Origin of the sequence: Nocardia higoensis NBRC 100133 (assembly GCF_000308595.1) — a bacterium.
In the GTDB taxonomy this organism is placed as follows: domain Bacteria; phylum Actinomycetota; class Actinomycetes; order Mycobacteriales; family Mycobacteriaceae; genus Nocardia; species Nocardia higoensis.
In genome coordinates this window covers 51,965-74,934 of sequence record NZ_BAGA01000081.1, presented here as the reverse complement: position 1 = coordinate 74,934, position 22,970 = coordinate 51,965, and the positions used below count along the sequence as shown (strand labels likewise).

Genomic DNA, 22,970 nt, shown 5'->3' with positions numbered 1-22,970 from the left:
CCCGCAGAACTCACCCGAACTGCTGCCAGCCCAGCCGGACCACCATCACGACCACCACGACCAGCAGCACGATCCGCACGAACTCCGCGCCCCGGCGCAACGCCATCCGCGAGCCCGCGATCGCGCCGCCGATATTGGCGACCGCCATGCCCGCGCCGAGCGCGACCATGATGTGCCCGGTGAAACCGAAATAGATCAGCGCGCCGACATTGGATCCGCAGTTGATCACCTTGGCCATCGCGGCCGCCCGCACGAACTCGGTGCCCAGCAATGTGGCGAAGGTGATGATCAGGAACGTCCCGGTACCCGGCCCGAGCAGGCCGTCGTAGGCGCCGATCAGGCCGGCGGCCAGCAGGACCACCAGGATCGTCTTGCGCCGGGTCGGCGGATCGGTGGCCAATGTGACGCCGACCGAGGGGCGCGCGGTCACGAAGACGGCGACGGCGACCAGGACCACCATCACGATCGGGATGAACAGCTCCTTGTCGATCAGCGACACCGCCGCCGCCCCCGCCCCGGCGGCGCACGCCGCGATCACCGCGGCGGGCGCCAGCAGCTTCCAGTTCATCGGGACCTTGCGGGCGAAGGTCAGCACCGAGGCGGTGGTGCCCGCGACCGCCGCGAACTTGTTGGTCCCCAGCGCGGTGGCGGGCGCGATGCCCGGTGACACCAGGAACAACGTGGGCAGGATGATCAGCCCGCCGCCCCCGACCACGGCGTCCACCCAGCCCGCCGCGCCTGCCGCTGTCAGGAGAACGAGCCAGTCCGCGAGATCCACGCGCCCCAGCCAACCAGACATCCGATGAATCCCGGTCATCGGGCGGGGCCCCTAGTCTGAGACGGTGCGACGGTTCAGTCTCTGGCTGCGCGGCAAGCCACTGGTGGCGGATTCGATCCTGGCCCTCGGGCTGCTGGCGCTCGATCTGGCCGGGCTCGCCGATTCCCGCCAGCCCGCGGTGTACCTGGTGATGGCCGGTCTGCTTCCGCTGCCCATCGCGCTGCGGCGGTTGTATCCGCGGGCGATGTCGGCGGTCATGGTGACGCTGGCGGTGGTCACGACGCTGCTCGGCTACCTCCTCGAGGACTTCGTGACCCATCCCGCGCTGCTCGGTCTCGGCGTGATGCTGTACACCCTGGTCGCCTACGTGGGCAGGCGCGAGGGCACCGTCTTCCTCGTGGCGTTGACGGTGGATTCGCTGCTTGCCATGGAACTGCTGAACCAGCCGACCGCCACCACGCTGGCATTCGTGGCGGTCTATTACGCGCTGTGCTGGACGCTGGCCGAATTCAACGGCGCGCGCCACGCCTACGACGCCGAGGTCGCCGCCCGTCTGGCGGTGGCCGACGACGAACTGCGCAGACGCACCCACGAGGCCGTCGCCGCCGAGCGCACCCGGATCGCGCGGGAGCTGCACGATGTCGTCGCGCACGCGGTGTCGGTGATCATCGTGCAGGCCGACGGCGCCCGCTATGCCCTGCGCCGCGACCCGGACACGGCCGAACAGGCCCTCGGCATCATCGCGGCCACCGGCCGGGACGCGCTGCGCGAACTGCGCCGCACGGTGGAACTGCTGCGCACCGAACACGCGCCGGGCGAACTGCCCCAGCACGGGACCGCCGGTATCGCGAAGGTGGTGGAGATGATGCGCGGCACCGGCCTCGCTGTCGATCTGGAGATGACCGGCGCCATCGACGACATCACCCCCGAGGTGAGCCTCGGCGTGCACCGCATCGTGCAGGAGTCACTCACCAACGCCCTGCGACACGCGCGGGGCGCGCACCCCAAGGCATGGGTTCGGGTGCAGCGCCGCGACCACGATGTGCTGGTCGAGGTCACCGATTCCGGTGGGGCGCCGGGCGACTCGGCGCTCGTCACCGCGGCAGTGCCCGCCCGCGACGGCGCGCGACGGCGTGCTGAGCCGAACACCGGTGCGCGAAGTGGCGGCGCGGGCGTCGAGGGCGGGCCGGCCGGTGACCCGAGGGCAGGCAGCCAACTGGGCCGCGGCAGCGGACTCGGCCTGGTCGGCATGCGTGAGCGCGTCGCGGTGCTCGGCGGCAGTTTGTCCGTCGGACCGGAACCCGACGGCGGGTGGCGGGTGCACGCCACGATTCCCCTCGAACTCGCCGAACATCCCGGCTCGACCGGAACGCCCTGGAGTTAGCCACGAGCCGGCCGCGCGGTGCAGGCCGGGACGGCGGTGCCTCGCCGAGGGCGGTGCTCGCCCGGACGGTGCTCGGTTCGAGGTGTTGCTCAGCCCAGGGCGTCGGTCAGTTCGCGCAGCACCTCGCTCGCCGTGAGCGGGTCGAGAACGCCGAAAGCGGTGTCGCCGCAACGACTCCACCACGGCGCGAGCGGAGCCGAGGACAACTCGACGGCCTCCACCACGCGTTCGTCCTCCGCCCACGGATCGTCGGCGGACAGGCCGTCGTCGAGTTGCAGCAGCACCCGCAGGTCCGCGCCGACGGGCCGGTAGAGGTGATCGTGCACGCCGTCGACGGGGCGGGCGAGTCGCCAGCCCGCTCTGCCCAAGCGCGCCAGCGCGGGCGTCGGCACCATCCGCCGGGCGAACCTCGCCAGCGAGGTGGCGCCGCGTTCGGCGTCGGTCAGCCGGAACACCGGCCGCGACAGCACCGGCGCGGGCACAGCCGCGCACCGCAGCGGTGTTCCGGGCGCCGGCCGCGTCCGGATGCGCCGTCCGGCAGCCGGGATGCGGGGGAAGTCGGAGACATCGGGGATGTCGGGGATGTCGAGCATTCGGAGTTCTTCGTTCATGCGCCCCACCACGATTGGATCGATCGAACCGGAAAGCGTAACGACGAGCGCCGACACCGCTCTCCGCTCGCGGGACCGTGATCGAGCGGGTCGGCGGCGAGGTTAGATTGGTGCGGTGCCGATCACCGTACTCGTCGTGGACGACCAGGAATTGATGCGCATGGGCTTGAAGATGGTGCTCGGCGCGCAGCCCGACATCGAGGTGGTCGGCGAGGCGGACAACGGCGCGGTCGCGCTCACCCGCACCAGGGAGCTGCGCCCCGATGTGGTGCTGATGGATGTGCGCATGCCGGTGGTCGACGGAGTCACCGCGACCACCCGCATCCTGGAGGCGGGCACCGGAAGCAAAGTCCTCGTCATGACCACCTTCGACCTCGACGAGCACGCCCTCGGCGCCCTGCGCGCCGGCGCGAGCGGATTCCTGCTCAAGGACACCCCGCCGGAGGATCTGATCTCCGCGGTGCGCAGTGTCGCGGCGGGCGATGCGGTGGTCTCGCCGAAGGTGACCAAACGCCTGCTCGACCGCATGGTGGCCGCCGACCCCGCGGGCATGCGCGATCCCTCGATCCTGGACTCGCTCACCGCCCGCGAACGCGAAGTCCTCGAGCAGATCGCCGCGGGCCGCTCCAACGCCGAGATCGCCGCCGAACTGTTCCTCTCGGAGGCCACCGTGAAGACGCATGTCGGGCGGGTGTTGACCAAGCTCGGCCTGCGCGACCGGGTGCAGGCGGTGGTGCTCGCCTACGAGACGGGGCTGGTGCGCCCCGGCGGATGAGCCAAGCGCTGGGTGCGCGAGCCGGTCCTCACTTGTTCACCGCTCCGGCGTCGATCGGCAACTGGACGCCGGTGACGTAGCGCGCCGCGTCGCTGACCAGCCACAACACGGCGTGACTGATGTCGCTCGGGTCGACCCAGCCGACCGGCAGCGCGTGCGCGGCACTCATCGCCGCCGCGGCTTCCTCGCGGGTGACCTCCGAGACCTTCCGGCCCGGAGCGAACACCCCGTAGGTGTACTCGTTGTGGATCATGGTGGTGTCCACCGTCGTCGGGTGGACCGCGTTGACGCGAATCCGGTGTCGTGCCAGTTCGTTCGCCAGCGTCTTGGTCAATCCGGCGACGCCGTGCTTCGCGGCCACATAGTGCGCCAGATGCTGGTAGCCGTGCAGACCCGAGGTGGATCCGATCAGCACGATCGCGCCGCCGTCACCGGTGGCCTTCAGATGCGGCAACGCCGCCCGGACCGTCTTGAACACTCCCGACAGATCGATGCCGATGACGTCGTCCCACATCTCGTCGGTGATCTCCTCGACCGGCGCGAGGGTCATGACGCCCGCGTTGGCGACCACGATGTCCAGCCGTCCCAGCCGCGCGACCCCGTCCTCGACCGCGGCCCGCACGGCCGCGCCGTCCCGCACGTCGGTCTCGGTCGCGACGATCCGGCGACCGGTCCGCTCCACTCGACGGACCGTCTCGGCGAGATCGTCCGGCGTGGACATCGGGTAGGCGACCGTCCGGACCTGCGCGCAGATATCGAGCGCGATGATGTCGGCGCCTTCCTCGGCCAGCAGTACCGCATGGGAGCGGCCCTGCCCGCGCGCGGCGCCGGTGACGAACGCGACCTTGCCGTCGAGCAACCCCACGGGCTTCGCCTCCTCGTCACAGGCAACTTCGGCTGCACGCATGTGAGAACGACGTTCGGACCTCGATCGACCCCCGGACAGCAGATGTGACACCGATTCGATCGGTGACCGGCCGACACCGACGAGACTAATCCGGCGCGGTCGGCCGAGGAACCCCGCGGCCGGACACGGACCGAGTCGGAACGAGTCCGCCCGGTCGGGAGAAAAATCGGGCTTCCCGACGTTGTACGGGTAGATCTCCGGAAGGAAACCGCGATGCCCGCCCTGTTGTTCGTGCTCTACGTCGTCGTCGAGATCGCCGCGCTGGTGGCGGTCGCCCAGTGGATCGGCGTGTTCGCGACCATCCTGTTGCTGATCGCGGGCTCCGCCGTCGGCATGGTGCTGGTCGGCGGGCAGGGCCGGCGGGTGTTCGATCAGTTCCGGCGGGTCGGCCGGGGTGAGGTGAAGCCGGGGACCGCGGTCGCCGACGGTCTGCTGGTGGCGCTGGGCGCGGTGCTGATGTTCGTGCCCGGCCTGGTGACCTCGGTGGCGGGTCTGCTCCTGCTGCTGCCGTTCACCCGCGCACTGGTGCGTCCCGCGGTGACCGCGCTGGCCGCTCGCCGGGTCGGCGGCTTCGTCGGGCAGACGCGGTACCGGGGCGTGGTGATCGACGCGGAGGGCGATGTCGTGGACGGCGTGGTCGTGCGGCAGTGGTACGACGACGGCCGCGGCACCGGGCATCGCGCCATCGACCCCGCCTGACCCCGGCCCCGCGAGACACCGACCGGGGCACGGCGCGGCCGCGGCCATACGGCAGACTGGACAGCCGTGCGAACCCAGTTGCTCATCGGCGGCCGCTTCTACAGCGCCAGTTCCCCGGACGCGACCGCGATGGCGGTCACCGACGGCACGGTGGTGTGGCTGGGCGCCGAGCAGCCGGGTCGGGCGTTGCACCCGGACGCGGAGATCATCGATCTGGACGGCGCCTTCGTCGCTCCCGCCTTCGTGGAGCCGCATATCCACGTCACCGCCCACGGCCTGCGCCTGACCGGGCTCGACCTGTCGGGTGCGGGCTCGCTGGCCGAATGTCTGCGCGCGGTCACCGAGTTCGCCGCCGCGCACCCGGACGCGACCGTCCTCGGCTCGGGCTGGGACGAGACCCGCTGGCCGGAACGCCGCGCCCCCTCCGCCGAGGAACTCGACGCCGCGGCGGGCGCAGGCAGGCGGGTGTATCTGGCCCGCGTCGACGCCCATTCCGCGGCCGTCTCCACCGCCCTGCTCGCCGATGTGCCGCCCGCGACCCCCGGCTACGCCCCGGGGGAGCCGCTGCGCGCGCACGCGCATCACCTGGTGCGCGCCGCCGCCCTGGCCGGTCTCGATCGGACTCAGCGTGACCACGCCCGCCGCGTCGCCCTCGACACCGCCGCCGCGCACGGCATCGTCGCGGTGCACGAGTGCGCGGGCCCGGAGATCTCCGGCCGCGAGGACCTGCGCGAACTGCTCGAATTCGAACACGGCGTCGCGGTGCGCGCCTACTGGGGAGAAGCGGTGCGCACCGCCGAGGAGGCCCGTGAGCTGCTTGCCGCCACCGGTGCGCACGCGCTGGGCGGCGACCTGTTCGTGGACGGCTCGCTCGGGTCACGCACCGCGTGGCTGCGCGAGCCCTATGCCGACGCTCCCGGAACCGGCACCAGCTATCTCGACGCCGACGCGATCGGCGCGCATCTGCGCGCCTGCACCGAGGCCGGCATCCAGGCCGGATTCCACGTCATCGGCGACGCGGGCATGGACGCCGTGGTCGCCGGCTTCGAGCAGACGGTCGACGCGCTCGGCGGCCCGGCCGTGGCCGCGCGGGGACACCGCGTGGAACACGCCGAGATGCTCGACGCCGACCAGATCGAGAAACTGGCCCGCTGGGGCGTGATCGCCAGCGTCCAGCCTGCCTTCGACGCCGCCTGGGGCGGGACCGACGGCATGTACGCCGCCCGCCTGGGCGACAAGCGCGCCGCGGGCCTCAATCCCTACGCCGCGATGGCCGCGGCCGGCATCTCGCTGGCCATCGGGTCCGACGCGCCGGTGACCGAGATGAACCCGTGGGCCGCTGTCCGCGCGGCGGCCCTGCACCGCACCCCCGACCACGGGATCTCCCCGCGCGCCGCGTTCGCCGCCGCCACCAGGGGCGCGTGGCGCGCGGGCGGCGTGCGAGACGGCGTCGCAGGCACCCTCGTCCCCGGCGCCCCCGCCGACTACGCCGTCTGGGCAGCCGACGAACTCGTCGTGGCCGCCTCGACCGCCTCGGTGCAGCGGTGGTCCACCGATCCGCGCTCCCGGGTGCCGGGACTGCCCGCGCTGGAGCATGATTCGCCGTTGCCGCGCTGCCTGCGCACGGTCCGCGCGGGCGTGACCATCTACGAGGCATGACCATGAGTGACCGGCGCGCGGAAGCGGATGCTCGCGAGAGCGCGGAGGCCGAACAGCGGACCGCCCGCGCGCACCCGACGGGAGGAAGTGCCGCAGTGGCGGCGCCGACCCGCACGGCCGCGCCGGGCGAGCGGGCGGTCGAGGCGAGCGACCAGCCGTCGGCCGACGCGGGCGCTGATCCGTCGACGGTGCGCGCGGATACGGTCACCGATGCCGTGGACGCGAAGGGAAGCACGGCCACGGCAGAGGGCACTCGAAGCGCGGTGGGCACGGGCCGGGTGTGGGCCGCCTTGTCGCGATGGCCGGTGCTGTGGAAGTCGGCGGCGGCGATCCTCGCGGGCCTGCTGATCTTCGGCAGCTTCCCGCCACGTCCGTATTGGTTCCTCGCGCCGGTCGGCGTCGCGGTGCTCGTCGGGGTGCTGCGCGCCGGGGACCGGATGCGCAGTGGCTTCGGCTACGGCTTCCTGGCGGGACTGGGGTTCTTCCTGCCGCTGCTGCCGTGGACGGGGATCTATGTGGGGCCGGGTCCGTGGTTGGCGCTCTCGGTCGCTTGTGCGCTCTATATCGGGCTGTTCGGGGTGCTGACGCGGCTGCTCGTCCGGCTGCCGGGCTGGCCGGTGTGGGTGGCGCTGGCGTGGGTGGGCGTCGAATGGGCGCGGTCGAGTTTCCCGTTCGGCGGATTCCCCTGGGGACGGCTGGCCTTCGGGCAGGCGGACGGATGGTTCCTGTCGCTGGCCGCGCTGGGTGGCGCTCCGCTGATCGGTTTCGTCGTCGCGTTCGTCGGATGCGCGCTGGTCGTGCTCGTGACAGAGCTCGTCCCCGTGGTGCGTGGCCGGACGAGCGCGAAGCGGATGTCGAGCGCGGGTCAGCCGGTGTGGCGCAGCTGGGCCGCGGTGATCGCGGTCTCGATCGTCGTTCTCCCCGCGGCGGGCCTGGCGCTGCGGTCCGCGCTGCCCGATGCCGACGACGGGGACGACCGGATCACCGTCGCCGCCGTCCAGGGCAGCGTGCCGCGGCTTGGGCTGGACTTCAACGCCCAGCGCCGCGCCGTCCTCGACAACCACGTGCGCCGCACGGAGGAACTGGCCGACCAGGTCGACGCGGGCGAGGCGCCCCGGCCCGACGTGGTCATCTGGCCGGAGAACTCCTCCGATATCGACCCGCTGCGCAATGCCGACGCCGCCGAGATCATCACCAGGGCTTCGGAGCGGATCGGCGCGCCCATTCTGGTCGGCGCCGTGCTGATCAACGGTGACAGGACCACCACCAACTCGGTCATCGTCTGGGACGGCGCGAACGGACCGCAGGAGCGTCACGACAAGAAGATCGTCCAGCCGTTCGGCGAATATCTGCCGATGCGTTCGTTCTTCCGGCTGTTCTCGGATTACGCCGACCGGGCCGGATACTTCGTGCCCGGCGACGGCGACGGCACGGTCGAGGCCGCGGGCGCGCGGATCGGCGTGGCCACCTGCTACGAGGTGGCCTTCGACCGCGCGTTCCGCGATTCGCTGGCCTCGGGCGCGCAGTTGCTCACCGTGCCGACCAACAACGCCACCTTCGGCGACAGCGAGATGACCTACCAGCAGCTGGCCATGTCGCGGGTGCGGGCGGTCGAGCACGGCCGCGCACTGGTCGTCGCGGCGACCTCCGGGGTCAGCGCGATCGTCGCCGCCGACGGCTCGATCGAGCAGTCCACCGAACTGTTCGTGCCGGCCGCGCTCGTCAGCACATTGCCGCTGCGCTCGGTGACGACCCCGGCCACCCGGCTCGGCGGAGTCCCCGAATTGCTGGCCGTGGTGTTGACCGTGAGCGCCGTCGTCGTGGCCGTGGTTCTCCGCCGCCGAGATCGGTAGCGATACCGAACCGGTCGGTCCCGTACAGCGGCGGATCCGGCTGTGCCCGAAGGTCTCTGCGTGTCCGGCACTGTGTGATCTCGCCCACGTCTGATTTGCCCGATGATGTCTGTCTTCCGACGCGCCATGATTCGCTGAAGATTCACCTCTTCGGCCAATTCGGCTGGTAGAGACCCTTTTTGGGTGCGAAATGACAGTCCCTACATTCGTTACGGGAAATTAACTGTCGGATAGCCGTTGAATTCGTCGCTCGCGCAGCATCGTTGGAGTCGTACGAATGACCGACAAAACGAGGGCTCCGGCAATCCGCCCGCGTACGGGCTCCGAATTCAAGACGTGTCACGTCCTGCGGCCCTCCACGCGTGCGTGCGAGGGCCATCCGGTGCTCGGGGGCTCGGAGTCAGCTGCGGAAGAATGGAGTGATTGATGAGTTCGTTGGCCACCGATCGCGTCGACTGCAATTCGAGTGGCTTGGCCGGGCATCCCACGGCCCGGGATCTGTCCGACCGCCTCGTCGACCGGCTCTTCGATCTCTCACCCGCCCAGACCGCGCTCTGGTACGCCCAGCGCATCCGCCCCGACGTGCCGCTGACCATCGCGCAGTACGTGGAGATCCACGGTGATCTCGACGTCGGGCGGCTGCTCTACGCGGTCGAGCGGTGCGGGGCGGAGAACCAGTCGGCCTACCTGCGCGTGCTGGAGATCGACGGGACGCCACGGCAGGTCCTCGACCCCTCCCGCAGGCCGGGCTGGGGGCGGCTGGACCTGCGTGATCGGCCCGATCCACGCGCGGCCGCGATGCGCTGGATGAGCGAGCACGCCGCCTCACCCATCGACATCGAGAACGACCCGCTGGTCACGAATGTCATCCTGCGCATCGGGGATAGGGAATACCTCTGGTACGCCCGTGGCCATCACATCCTGATCGACGGTTACGCCGCCATGACCGGCGTGGCCCGCACCGCCGAGATCTACACCGCGCTGGAGAACCACACCGAACCCAGCGTCTCGCGCGCGACACCGCTGGCCGAGATCTACGCCGACGAGTCCGCCTACCACCGCACCAGCAGGCACGAACGCGACCGGGCGTACTGGACCGAGCATCTCGCGGGCGCGGGGGAGCCGATCAGTCTGTCCACCGTCGCGGCCGGTCCCATGCCGGATCCGGGCAGGCGGCTGGCGCAGGGCGTGCTCGACGACGAACTCGGCGTCGCGCTCGACGAAGCCGCCGCCGAATTCGAGTCCAACACCTCGACGCTGCTGGTCGCCGCCCTGGCCGGGTACGTGCATTCGGTGACCGGCGATCCGGACGTGGTGCTCAGCCTGCCGGTCGCCGCCCGCACCACCGTGGCGCTGCGTCGTTCCGCGGGCGTGCTGTCGAACGTGGTGCCGCTGCGCTTCGGTTTCGCGGCCGGGACCACCGTCGCCGACATCGTGCGCGCCGCCGAACTGGAGATCACCGGCGCCCTACGTCACCAGCGCTACCGGCACGAGGACATCCGGCGCGACTGCGGCTACTCGGCCAACACCCGCGGTTTCTTCGGTCCGATGGTCAACATCATGATGTTCAACAACGAGCTGCGGTTCGGCAGCTCGGTGGGCGAACTGCACGTGTTGTCCACCGGCCCGGTGGAGGATCTGTCGGTCAACATCTACAACGGCGAGGGCGGCATCCACCTCGACTTCGAGGCCAACCGGCTGCTCTACGCCGAGCGTGAGGTGACCGCGCATCACGAACGCTTCCTGGACTACCTGGCCCGCTTCCTGACCGCCGGTCGCGACACGACCGTGCGCGCTCTGCAGGCGATCACCGCCGGCGAACGCGAACTGGTGGTGCGGGCCTGGAACGCCACCGAGGTCGACCTGCCCGAGGAGACCCTGGTCTCGCTGTTCGCCGAGCGCGCAGCGCAATGCCCCGAGGCGATCGCCCTCGACGTCGAGGGCACCACCCTGACCTACGCCGAGTTCGACACGCGGACCAACCGGCTGGCCCGGCTGCTGATCGAGCGCGGCGCCGGCCCCGAGACCGTGGTCGCGCTGTGCCTGCCACGCGGCATCGACCTGGTCGCCGGCATGTACGCGATCGTCAAGACCGGTGCGGCCTACCTGCCGCTGGACCCCGACCATCCCGCCGGACGCCGGGAGGGCATCCTCGACCAGGCCGCGCCGGTCTGCGTGCTGGTCGCCGAACGCGACGGTCTCGAGCCCCCCGCCCACACCCCGGTGCTCGCCGTCGACACCGCGCCGTTGGCACGCTACGACCCCGCTCCGATCACCGACACGGAGCGCACCGCGCCGCTGCGCCCACAGCATCTGGCCTATGTGCTGTTCACTTCCGGGTCCACCGGCAAGCCCAAGGGTGTGGGTATCAGCCACGCCGCCATCGTCAACCGGCTCCGCTGGATGCAGCACGAGTACCCGCTCGACGAGACCGACGCCGTCCTGCAGAAGACCCCGGCCACCTTCGACGTCTCGGTGTGGGAGTTCTTCTGGCCCTTGCAGGTCGGCGCACGCTTGGTCGTCGCCGCGCCCGACGGCCACCGCGACCCGGCCTACCTCGCTCGCGTGATCGCCGAGAAGTCCGTCACCACAGCTCATTTCGTGCCCTCCATGCTCTCGGTGTTCGTCACCGACACCGATGTGCGCGACTGCCGGGTCCTGCGCCGGGTGTTCTGCAGCGGCGAGGCGCTGCCCGCCGCCACCGTCACGGCCTTCCACGCCGCGCTCGGCGCGGGTCGCGACACCGGCCCCTACCTGCACAATCTGTACGGGCCGACCGAGGCGGCCGTCGACGTCACCGCCTGGCCCTGCCCGCCCGGCATCGCCACCGTGCCGATCGGCTCGCCGATCTGGAACACCCGCACCTATGTGCTCGACCCGCACCTGCGCCCCGTCCCGCCCGGTGTCACCGGCGAGCTGTACCTGGCCGGCGTGCAGCTGGCCCGCGGCTACCTGGGCAGACCGGTGCTCACCGCAGACCGATTCGTCGCCGATCCGTTCGTCCCCGGTGCCCGCATGTATCGCACCGGGGACCTGGCGCGTTGGCGGCAGGACACCGCGCCCGGCGCCCCCGGCGCGCTGGACTACCTGGGCCGCACCGACTTCCAGGTGAAGATTCGCGGCCAGCGGCTGGAACTCGGCGAGATCGAGGCGGTCTTGCTCGGCGACGCCCGGATCGCGCGCGCGGTCTGTGTCGCGCGACCCGGCCGCGGCGGGGACGAGCTCGTCGCCTACATCGTCGCCGCGCAGGGCGACCCCGCCACCCGGGACCCCGCCGCGATGTCCGAACCGTCCGCCGCGGCGGAGCACGCGACCGGGCAGTCGCCCGTCCTCGACATCGACGACATCCTCGCCGGGCTGCGCCGCACGCTGCCCGGCTACATGGTGCCGTCGGCGCTGGTGCAGCTGGCCGAGCTGCCGCTCAACGTCAACGGCAAGATCGACCGCAAGGCGCTGCCCGCGCCCCCGGAACGCCCGGTGCGTTCGGCGGCCGAGACCCGGCCCAGGACGGCGACCGAGCAGTTGCTGGCCGAGATCTTCGCCGACGTGCTCGGCCGCGACGACGTGGGCGTGGAGGACGGCTTCTTCGATCTCGGCGGCAATTCGCTGAGCGCGGCCCGCGCGGTCGCCCGGATCACCGCCGACCTCGGGCTCGGGCTCACCATCCGTGACCTGTTCGAATCGCCCACGGTGGGTGCGCTGGCCGAGCGCTTCGCCGCCGGCGTGCCCGACGAGACGTCGCCGCGCCTGGCGCCGGCGACCCGCCCCGCGCACATCCCGCTCTCGCCCGCCCAGCAACGGCTGTGGATCCTGAACCGGTTCGCCGAGCACGCGTCCGCCTACAACATGCCGCTGGCGCTGCGGCTGGACGGGCCGCTCGATCTGGCGGCGCTGCGCGCCGGGTTGGTCGACGTCATCGACCGGCACGAGAGCCTGCGCACCACCTTCCCGGAAGGAGCCGACGGCCCTTACCAGTCGATCCACCGGGCCGAGGACATACCGCTGACCCTCGACCCGATCGACGCCACCGGCGGCGATGTCGCCGCACTGGCCGCCGAATTCGCCGGCTACGGTTTCGATCTGCGCAACCAGGCGCCGCTGCGGGTGGCACTGTGGTCGACCGGCCCCCGCAAGCACGTCTTCCTGATCGTGCTGCACCACATCAGCGGCGACGGCTGGTCGATCGCCCCGCTGGCCCGCGATCTGATGGCCGCGGTCACGGCCCGCTCCCAGGGCCACGCCCCACGCTGGACTCCGCTTCCGGTGCAGTACGCCGACTTCGCGCTCTGGCAGCACGCGCTGCTCGGGGCCGAAGGCGACGCCGGCAGCGGAGTGAATCGTCAACTGGCGTACTGGCGTTCGGCGCTGGACGGCCTGCCCGATCAGCTCGACCTGCCGCTGGACCGTCCGCGCCCGCTGCGCCGCAACGCCGCCGCCGCCCGCGTCCGGTTCCCGATCGCGCCCGAAATACGCTCCGCCGCAGCCGAACTCGCCGCCGGGCGCGGGGTCAGCTTGTTCATGGTCCTGCATGCCGCATTGGCGACCCTGCTGTCGCGACTGTGCGCGAGCACCGACATCGCCATCGGCACGCCCATCGCGGGCCGCTCCGATCCGGCGCTCGACGAGCTGGTCGGCATGTTCGTCAACACGCTGGTGCTGCGCACCGAGGTGGATCAGGCAGCCGGATTCGAGCGGGTGCTCGAGGTGGTGCGCGATGCCGATCTCGACGCCTTCGCCAACGCCGACGTCCCCTTCGAACGGCTGGTGGAGGCGGTCAATCCGGAGCGAGCCACCGGCAGGCACCCGCTGTTCCAGGTGATGCTGTCCTACGACCACACGCCCGAGCTGCGGATCGAACTGCCCGGGGTCACCGCCGAGGTACTGGAGGTGGCCGCCGACATCGCCAAGTTCGACCTGCATCTCGAGGTGCACGACGGCCGGGCCGACGGCTCGCTCGATGCCGAATTCGTCTATGCCACCGATGTGTTCGACCACGGCACCATCGAGGCGTTCGCGCGCCGGTTCGTCACCGTGCTGGAAACCGCCCTGGCCGCGCCCGCTCTGCCGGTCGGCGACATCGAGCTGCTCGACGCCCGCGAGCTCGCCAATCTCGCCCCGCTGGCCGCGGCGCCGGCGGATCCGCCGGTCACCCTGGCGCGCCTGCTGTCCGAGACGGCCGAACGGGTGCCCGACGCCGTCGCCGTGCGCCACCTCGAACCGGGGACGGGCTACCGCGACACCAGCTACGCCGAACTCGACGCGCGCTCGAATCGGCTGGCCCGCGCGCTCGTCGCACACGGCGCCGCACCGGAGACGGTGGTCGCGGTCGCGATGCCACGCGGACTCGAGGCCATCATCGCGATCTGGGCCGTCGCCAAGACCGGCGCGGCCTACGTACCGGTCGACCCCGGCTACCCGCCGGAACGTATCGCGCACATGCTCGCCGACTCCGGCGCCCTGCTCGGCGTGACCCTCCCGGAATCGGTGACGACCCTGCCCGCCTGGCCCACCGCCGAGCGCGGCAGGCACGCGCGGACCGCCTCGGATTGGCTCGTGCTCGGCTCGGCGGAATTCGGGGCCGAATGCGCCCGCCACTCCGCGGACCCGCTCACCGACGCCGACCGGCTGCTCCCGCTGCGGGTCGCGCACCCGGCGTATCTCATCTACACCTCCGGTTCGACCGGCACACCGAAGGCCGTGGTCGTCACCCACGCGGGCCTGACCTCGCTCGCCCACGAGCAGGTGCACCTGTTCGGCATCACCGTCGGGGCCCGCACCCTGCACTTCTCCTCACCGAGTTTCGACGCCTCCGTGCTCGAACTGCTGCTGGCCTTCGCGGCCGGCGCGACGATGGTGATCGCCCCCGTGGGCATGTACGGCGGCCGGGAACTGGCCGAGCTGCTGCGTTCCGAGCGGGTGACCCACGCCTTCGTCACGCCCGCGGCGCTGGCCACGGTGCCCGCCGGCGACCTGCCCGATCTGTCGACCGTCATCGTCGGCGGTGAGGCGTGCTCGGAGGATCTGGTCGCCACCTGGGCCACCCGGCACCGCATGCACAATATGTACGGCCCCTCGGAAGCCACGGTGGCCGCGACCGCCTCGGCGCCCATGATCGCCGGGCAGCCGGTGCCGCTGGGCAGGCCGGTGCGCGGAATGCGGCTGTTCGTGCTGGACGCCCGGCTGCGCCCGGTGCCGCCGGGCACGCCGGGTGAGCTCTACCTGTCGGGCCCCGGTCTGGCCCGCTGCTACCTGGGCCGCAACGGCCTGACCGCGCAGCGTTTCCCGGCCAATCCGCTCGGCAGGCGCGGCGAACGCATGTACCGCACGGGTGATCTGGTGGTGACCGACGCCGCGGGGACGCTGCGCTTCCTCGGCCGCGCCGACGACCAGGTCAAGATCCGCGGCTTCCGCATCGAACTGCGCGAGATCGACCATGTGCTGCGCGATCATCCCGGCGTCGGATTCGCCATGACCGTGGTGCACTCCGATGAACACGGTCACCCCCGGCTGGCCGCCTATGTGACCGGTGAGCCGGGCGGCGCACCGCTGCACGCCGCCGACATCCTCGCCACCGTCCGGGACCGGCTGCCCGGCTACATGGTGCCCGCGTCGATCATGGTGCTCGACGAGGTGCCGATGACGCCCTCGGGCAAGCTGGACCGCAAGGCGCTGCCCGCACCGCAATTCGTCGCCGCGGGCCCCACGCGCGCACCGCGCACCGACACCGAGCGCCGGGTGGCCGCGGTGTTCCAGCGGGTGCTCGGCCGCCCGGTGCCCGGTGCGGAGGACAGCTTCTTCGACATCGGCGGCACCTCGCTGCTGGCGACCCGCCTGACCGCCGCCCTGCACGCCGAATTCGGTGCGGAACTGCCCGTGCGCGAGATCTTCGAGGCGCCGACCGTCGCCGGCGTCGCCACCAGGCTGGCCACCGCCCCCCGGACCAACCGGATCCCGCTGACCGCGGCCGATCCGCGCCCGGCGCGCCTGCCGCTGTCGCTGCCCCAACAGCGGCTGTGGTTCCTGAACCGGTACGCGCCCGAATCCAGTGCCTACAACATCGCTTTCACCCTGCGGATCGACGGACCGCTCGACCTCGCCGCGCTGCGCGCCGCCCTCGTCGACATCGTCGAACGCCACGAGGTGCTGCGCACGGTGTACCCGGAGGACGGCGCGGGCGCCCACCAGGTGGTGCTTCCCGTCGCCGACGCCCTGCCCGAGACCCGGTTCGCCGACGTCGGTCCCGATCTCGCGGACGAGCGCCTGACCGCCTTCGCCCGCACCGGCTTCGACCTGACCACCGACACTCCGCTGCGCGTCATGCTGCTGCGCACCGGCGCGGACCGCTACCTGCTCGGCATCGTGCTACACCACATCGCCGCCGACGGCTGGTCGCTGATGCCGCTGACCCGCGACCTGGTCACCGCCTACCGGGCTCGCTGCGACGGCGCCGATCCGGCCTGGACGCCGCTGCCGGTGCAGTACGCCGATTTCGGGCTCTGGCAGCGCGCCTGCCTCGGCGACGCCGACGACGCCGGCAGTGCCGCGGGCGCCCAGCTGGCCTACTGGCGGGAGGCGCTCGCGGAACTGCCCGAGGAACTGCCGCTGCCGTACGACCGTGCGCGGCCGGAGGACGGGCATTATCGTTCCGGGACAGTCGAACTCGCGCTGCCCGAGCAGGTGCGTGACGCACTGGCCGCGGTGGCCCGGGAGCAGGGCGTGAGCCTGTTCATGGTGGTCCGCTCGGCGCTGGCGGTGCTGTTGCGCGCGGTCACCGGCGGACACGACATCGTGATCGGCACCCCCGTGGCCGGCCGCACCGACACCGCGCTCGACGATCTGGTCGGCATGTTCGTCAACACCCTGGTGCTGCGCTCGCGGGTGGACCCGGACGCCTCCTTCGTCGAGTTGCTGCGCGCCGACCGCGACAACGAGCTGGCGGCCATCGCCAACGCCGACGTGCCGTTCGAGCGGGTCGTCGACGAGATCGGCCGGGCCGCGGGTTCCGGCGCGCAACATCCGGTCGTGCAGGTCGCCCTGACCGTGCAGGACGGTCCCGCCCCCGCGCTGCGACTGCCGGGGCTGGAACTGCGAGCCGAGGAACTCGACATCGCGGCCGCGAAGTTCGACCTCGAACTGCGGGTCACCGCCGACACCGTCGCTTCGACGTCCGTATCCCCGAGCCGGGGTCCGGCATTCGTCTTCGTCTACGCCGCCGAACTCTTCGACGCCGAGACCGTCCGCACCCTGGCCCACCGCTTCCAGCGCGTGCTCGCCGCCGTCTGCGCCGATCCACAGGTGCTGATCCGCGACATCGACGCCCGCACCGACGTCGAGCGCGTCCACTTCGCCCCCGTGCGAGGGGCGGCGCCCGCCGCCGGGTTCGCGACGTCCCGGCTGCCGGGCACCCGCGGACATGCCGCGCCCGGATCGTCGACGACCCGCGGCGTGCGGACCCTGGCCGGCTACTTCGCCGACGCCGTGCGCCGCGGTGCGACCCGCACCGCGCTGGTGTCGGTGGCCGACGGCATCGAGCTGACCTACGCCGAAGCGGACCGCCGCGCCAACCGCCTGGCCCGCGCGCTCATCGCCCGCGGTGTCGGCCCGGGGGATCGGGTCGCGCTCGGGCTGACCCGATCCGTCGACTCCGTCCTGGCCGTGCTGGCCGTCGCCAAATCGGGTGCGGCGTTCGTCCCGGTCGACCCGAACTATCCGGCCGACCGGGTGCGCCACATGCTCACCGATTCCGGCAGCACCTTCGGCATCACCACTGCCGCACACGCGGCCGCGTTACGGGAGTGCGCCCCGACCGGCTGGCTGCTGCTCGACGACCCGCGTTTCCGCTCGGAACTCGACGGCTACGCGAGCCATCCGATCGCCGGGAACGAGCCGACCCGCGCCATGCTCGGCGCGGACGTCGCCTATCTCGTCTACACCTCCGGATCCACCGGCACGCCGAAGGGCGTGGCCGTGACGCAGGCGGGCCTGGCGGACTTCGGCGACGAGATGCGTGACCGGCTCGACAGCGACGGCGACTCGCGCACACTGCATTTCGCCACGCCGAGCTTCGACGCGGCGGTGCTCGACCTGCTGATGGCGCTCGGGCCCGCCGCCGCCATGGTGATCTGCCCGCCACAGATCTACGGCGGCGACGAACTGGCCGAACTGATCGAGCGTGAGCACGTCACGCACGCCTTCATCACCACGGCCGCGCTGGCCACCATCGACCGCGACCGGTGGGCCCTGCCCCGCCTGCGCAGTCTGATGGTCGGCGGCGAGGCGCTCGGTCCCGAACTGGTGGCGCGTTGGGCGCACGGGCGCCGGATGCTCAACGTCTACGGCCCGACCGAGACCACCATCGTCGCGACGATGTCCGCGCCGCTCACGGCGGGCGAGCAGATCACCATCGGCACCCTGGTGCGGGGCGCGCACGCCGTGGTGCTCGACGAACGGCTGCGTCCGGTCCCGATCGGGGTCGCCGGTGAGCTCTACCTCGGCGGTCCCGGCGTGGCGGCCGGCTACCTGGACCGGTTCGGGCTGACCGCCTCCCGGTTCGTCGCCGACCCGTACGGCGCTCCCGGTGCACGGCTGTACCGCACCGGCGACGTGGTGCGCTGGACGGCCGAGCAGTCGCTGGTCTACCTGGGGCGCAGCGATTTCCAGGTGAAGATGCGCGGTTTCCGCATCGAGCTCGGCGAGATCGACGCCACCCTCACCACGCACCCGCGGATCCGCTTCGCGCACACCGAGGTCCGCAGGATCAACGGCGCCGATCGGCTGGTGTCCTTCGTGCACCTGACGGCAGGCGAGGCCGCTCCGGATGTGGCGCAGGTCCGTGCCCATGTCGCCGAACACCTGCCCGGGTACATGGTGCCCGCGAGCATCACCGTGCTCGCGGACATCCCGCTCACGCCGGTGGGCAAACTGGACCGGGCCGCCCTGCCGGAACCGGTGCTGCCTGCCGCGAGCGCGGGCCGCGAACCCGAGACCGGCACCGAGCGCCTGGTGGCCGCGGTGATGGGCGACCTGCTCGGCACCGAGGGCGTCCACGCCGACGACAACTTCTTCGAGATCGGCGGTACCTCGCTGCTGGCCACCCAGCTGGTCGCCCGGTTGGGCGCGGCCACCGGCGTCCGGCTGGAGGTGCGCGGCGTCTTCACCACGCCGACCGTCGCCGGGCTCGCGGCCGCACTGGACGCCCGCGCCGGCTCGGAGCCGGGTCACGAGCGGCCCGCGCCCGTCAAACGCGAACGGCCCGAGCGGATCCCGCTCTCGGCTGCCCAGCGCAGGCTGTGGTTCCTCGACCGCTTCAACGCCGGCGCCGCCGGAAACACCGCGGGCGCCTACAACGTCCCGGTGGTCCTGCGCCTGCACGGCAAGCTCGAACTGCCCGCGCTGGTCACCGCACTGCACGAGGTGCAGCGCCGCCACGAGTCGCTGCGCACGGTGTACCCGGAGATCGACGGCGCGCCCACCCAGGTGGTGCTCGATCCCGCCGAGGCCGCCGTGACGCTCTACACCGCCACGGTCACCGAGGACGAGGTGGCCGCCACCGTGCGCGGCTTCGCGGCGGGCGGCTTCGACCTCGCCGCGGCCCCGCCGTTGCGCGCCGCGCTGGTCACCCTCGCCGACGCGTCGGAACTGGGCGTGGCCACCCCGGCCACCGCCACCCAGAACGTGCTCGTGCTCGTCGTGCACCACATCGCCATCGACGGCTGGTCGCTGGAGCCGCTGGCCGCCGACGTGGCCGCCGCCTATCGCGCGGCCTGCGCCGGACGCGAGGCCGACTGGCCCGAGCCGGAGCTGCAGTACGCGGATTACACACTGTGGCAACAGGACACGCTCGGATCCGAGGACGACCCGGCCTCGCCGCTGAGCCGTCAGCTCGACTACTGGGCGCGCACCCTCGACGGCAGCCCCGAGCTGCTGTCGGTGCCCGCCGATCGTCCGCGCCCGCCGGTCCCGTCCTATCGCGGCGGCACCGTCGAATGCGCGATCGACGCCTACACCCACCGCGAACTGCACCGCGTCGCCGTCGCCAACAACGTCAGCATGTTCATGATCCTGCACGCGGCGCTGGCCGTGCTGCTGCACCGGATGACCGGCACCGACGACATCACCGTCGGCACCGCCATCGCCGGGCGCGGCCACCCCGCGCTGGACCGGATGATCGGCATGTTCGTCAACACGCTGGTCCTGCGCACCCGGATCGACCCCGACGCGCGCTTCACCGACCTGCTGCGCGACATCCGCGAGACCGATCTCGACGCCTTCGCCCACGCCGACCTGCCGTTCGAGCGGCTGGTCGAGGTGCTCAACCCGGCGCGCTCGCAGGCGCATCACCCGCTGTTCCAGGTGATGCTCTCGGTGCGCGACCACCCGGTGCGGGTGCTGGAACTGCCCGGCCTGCGCATCGAGGCCGAGGACATCGACACCGGGATCGCCAAATTCGACCTGCAGTTCACGCTCACCGAATCACACACGCCGCTGCGCGAACCCGACGGCATCACCCTGGCGGTGACCTATGCCGGCGACCTGTTCGACGAGTCGACGGCCAGGGCGCTCGGCAAGCGTCTGCGCAGGCTGATCACGGGCATCGCGTCCGGCCCCGCCACCCACGTCGGCGATCTGCAACTGCTCGACCCGGTCGAATGGTCCGGCCTGGCAGAGGTACGCGGCGTTGCGGCCGACCACCCGATCACCTTCCCGGAGGTATTCGCCGCGGCGGTCGCGCACGACCCGTTCGCGGTGGCCCTGTGCAGCGACGGCACCGAGGTCACCTACGAGGCGCTGGACCGGTGGACCAACCGGCTGGCACGGGTGCTGATCGACGCGGGCGCCGGGCCCGAGACCCTGGTGGCGCTCGGATTCACCCGCTCGGTCGAGGCGATCGCCGCCATGCTGGCGGTGGCGAAGACGGGCGCGGCCTTCGTGCCGGTCGACCCGCTGTACCCGGCCGACCGGATCGCGCACATGCTCGCCGACTCCGGCGCGGCGCTCGGGCTCACGCTCGCCGAGCACCGCGACGACCTGCCCGCCGATTCGGGCTGGATCCTCCTCGACGACAAGCGGTTCCGCGCCGCGGTGCTGGCCGCCTCGCCCGCTCCGATCACCCAGCGCGACCGGCGCAGCCCGCTGCGCCTGGAGAACCCGGCCTATGTCATCTACACCTCCGGGTCCACCGGCAAACCCAAGGGCGTGGTCGTCTCGCACGGCGGTCTGTCGAACTTCGCGGCCGAATGCGCGCAGCGCTACGACGTGCGCCCCGCCGACCGGGTGCTCAACTTCGCGACCCCCAGCTTCGACGCGGTGATGCTCGATCTGCTGTTCGCCCTCGGCGGCGCGGCCACGCTGGTCATCGCGCCCACCGGGGTGGTCGGCGGGGCGGAGCTGACCCGCACCCTGATCGAGGAGGAGATCACCCACGCGTTCATCACCACCTCCGCGCTGGGCACCGTCGATCCCGAACAGATCACCGATCTGCGGCATGTGCTGGCGGGCGGCGAGGCGCTGCCGCCGGACATGGCCAACCGGTGGTCGGTGGGCCGCAATCTCTACAACGTGTACGGGCCCACCGAGACCACCATCGTGACGTTCATGTCGCAGGCGCTGATCCCGAACGGCCCCATCACCATCGGCGGCCCGATCCGCGGTGTGGGCGCGAGCATCCTGGACCGGCGGTTGCATCCCTCCCCGGTGGGCGTCACCGGCGAACTGCACCTGTCCGGCAACGCGCTGGCCCGTGGCTACCTGAACCAGCCCGGGCTGACCGCGCAGCGGTTCGTGGCCAACCCGTACGGCAAGCCCGGCGAGCGCATGTACCGCACCGGCGACCTGGTGCGCAGGCGGCCCGCTTCGCCCGGCGAGGTCGAGTACGTGGGACGGGCCGACCACCAGGTCAAGATCCGCGGTTTCCGCATCGAACTCGGCGAGATCGACGCCGCACTGGCCAAGCATCCCGCGGTCGCGATATCGACGACATTCGGGCACAGGACCGCGGCGGGCAGCACCGCGCTGGTGTCGTATGTGAAGCCGCACCCCGGCATCGCCGTCACCGCCGGAGAGTTGACCGCGCACACCGCCACGCTGGTGCCGAATTACATGGTCCCGCAGGCGATCATGCTCATCGACGAGGTGCCGCTCGGTCCCACCGGCAAGCTGGACCGCAAGCGGCTGCCGGAGCCGGTGTTCACCGGTGCGGGCGAATACCGCGCCCCGAGCACGGCGGTCGAGGCGGCGCTGTGCGCGGCCTACGCCTCCGTGCTCGGTGTCGAGCGGGTCGGCGTGGACGACGGATTCTTCGAACTCGGCGGCAACTCGCTGCTGGCCACCAAGGTCGTCGCCGAACTGCGCGCGCTCGGCATCGAGATGCCGGTGCAGGTGATGTTCGCCGACGCGACTCCCGCCGCGGTCGCGGCCAAGCTGTCCGACGCCGATCCGGCGGCGGCGGTGACGGCGGCCCTGGCCCCGGTGCTGCCGCTGCGCTCCGGCGGCGGCAGGCCCGCGCTGTTCTGCGTGCCGCCCGGCGTCGGACTGTCCTGGTGCTATGCCGGGCTGCTCGCCCACCTGCCCGCGGACCTGCCGGTGTTCGGCTTGCAGTCCCCGCACGTCACCGGGACCGCGGGCTTCGCCTCGATGGACGAGGCGGCCGAACACTACGTCGGCGTCATCCGGTCGATCCAGCCGCGGGGCCCCTACCATCTGGCCGGCTGGTCGCTGGGCGGTCTGATAGCCCACGAGATCGCGGTGCGCCTGCGTGAAGGCGGCGACGAGGTGGCCACCCTGGCCATGCTCGACAGTCACCGGCTGACCGACCGCTGGCTGGACCGGGCGATGCCGTCGGCCGCCGAGATCCTCGCCGAATTCGGCATCGACCTCGGCGACCAGGCGGGACCCGAACTCGATGTCGACCAGGCGGCGCGGCTGCTGCGGGACCGGCCCGGACCGTTCGCGGCGCTGACCGACGACCATCTGCGCGGCCTGTTCCGCGAGTACGCCACCGGCACCGTGCTCGCGCACGGCTTCCGGCCCCGCCTGTTCGACGGTGACCTGGTGTTCTTCCACGCGGCCGACGACGAGATCAACCGCGTCGACGCCGACCGGCGCGCGGCGGCCTGGCAGCCGTTCGTGGCGGGTGCGGTCGTCGAGCACGAGGTGGCGTGCTCGCACGCGGCGATGACGACCCCCGAAGCGCTCGACCGGATCGGCCCGCTGCTGCGGGCGCATCTGGACGGCGATGTGGATCCGACCGAGCAGTGATTCCGACGAAGGAGAACTCTGGTGAGTGAGGCCACCGGCGTGCGCCGG

9 protein-coding genes are annotated in these 22,970 nt (G+C 71.9%); 6 read left to right on the top strand and 3 right to left on the bottom strand.

Annotation, left to right across the window (positions count from 1 at the left end):
- Nucleotides 1-10 precede the first annotated feature (10 nt).
- A complete protein-coding gene (locus ON26_RS14960) occupies nt 11-799 on the bottom strand; it encodes a TSUP family transporter (RefSeq protein WP_373280943.1) in 789 nt (262 codons plus the stop codon).
- A 43-nt stretch (nt 800-842) separates the two neighbouring features.
- Here ON26_RS14960 and ON26_RS14955 point away from each other — a divergent pair, with 43 nt between their 5' ends.
- Complete coding sequence (locus tag ON26_RS14955) at nt 843-2,162, top strand: sensor histidine kinase (protein WP_040796738.1); 1,320 nt, start codon at nt 843-845, stop codon at nt 2,160-2,162.
- 89 nt (nt 2,163-2,251) lie between these two features.
- On the opposite strand, the gene ON26_RS14950 is transcribed toward ON26_RS14955, so the two are convergent.
- Nucleotides 2,252-2,773: a DUF4132 domain-containing protein gene (locus tag ON26_RS14950; RefSeq protein ID WP_040796737.1), complete on the bottom strand. Its 522-nt coding sequence runs from the start codon at nt 2,771-2,773 to the stop codon at nt 2,252-2,254.
- A 115-nt stretch (nt 2,774-2,888) separates the two neighbouring features.
- Here ON26_RS14950 and ON26_RS14945 point away from each other — a divergent pair, with 115 nt between their 5' ends.
- Nucleotides 2,889-3,548, top strand: a complete 660-nt coding sequence (locus ON26_RS14945) for a response regulator (protein ID WP_040796736.1) — start codon at nt 2,889-2,891, stop codon at nt 3,546-3,548.
- A gap of 28 nt (nt 3,549-3,576) precedes the next feature.
- On the opposite strand, the gene ON26_RS14940 is transcribed toward ON26_RS14945, so the two are convergent.
- Complete coding sequence (locus tag ON26_RS14940) at nt 3,577-4,413, bottom strand: mycofactocin-coupled SDR family oxidoreductase (protein WP_040796784.1); 837 nt, start codon at nt 4,411-4,413, stop codon at nt 3,577-3,579.
- A gap of 255 nt (nt 4,414-4,668) precedes the next feature.
- Between ON26_RS14940 and ON26_RS14935 the strand changes: the two genes are divergently transcribed.
- The 4 genes from ON26_RS14935 (at nt 4,669) to ON26_RS14920 (ending at nt 22,922) form a co-directional block, all read left to right on the top strand.
- Complete coding sequence (locus ON26_RS14935) at nt 4,669-5,154, top strand: FxsA family protein (protein WP_040796735.1); 486 nt, start codon at nt 4,669-4,671, stop codon at nt 5,152-5,154.
- Between the two features lie 66 nt (nt 5,155-5,220).
- Complete coding sequence (locus ON26_RS14930; protein WP_040796734.1) at nt 5,221-6,813, top strand: amidohydrolase; 1,593 nt, start codon at nt 5,221-5,223, stop codon at nt 6,811-6,813.
- Entirely contained in the window at nt 6,810-8,666 is a 1,857-nt protein-coding gene (lnt, locus tag ON26_RS14925; protein ID WP_245545859.1) for an apolipoprotein N-acyltransferase, read from the top strand. Before ON26_RS14930 ends, lnt begins: the two co-directional genes overlap by 4 nt.
- 426 nt (nt 8,667-9,092) lie before the next feature.
- Nucleotides 9,093-22,922 (top strand): non-ribosomal peptide synthetase, encoded by a 13,830-nt coding sequence (locus ON26_RS14920; protein WP_083884094.1) that lies wholly within the window; start codon nt 9,093-9,095, stop codon nt 22,920-22,922.
- Nucleotides 22,923-22,970 lie beyond the last annotated feature (48 nt).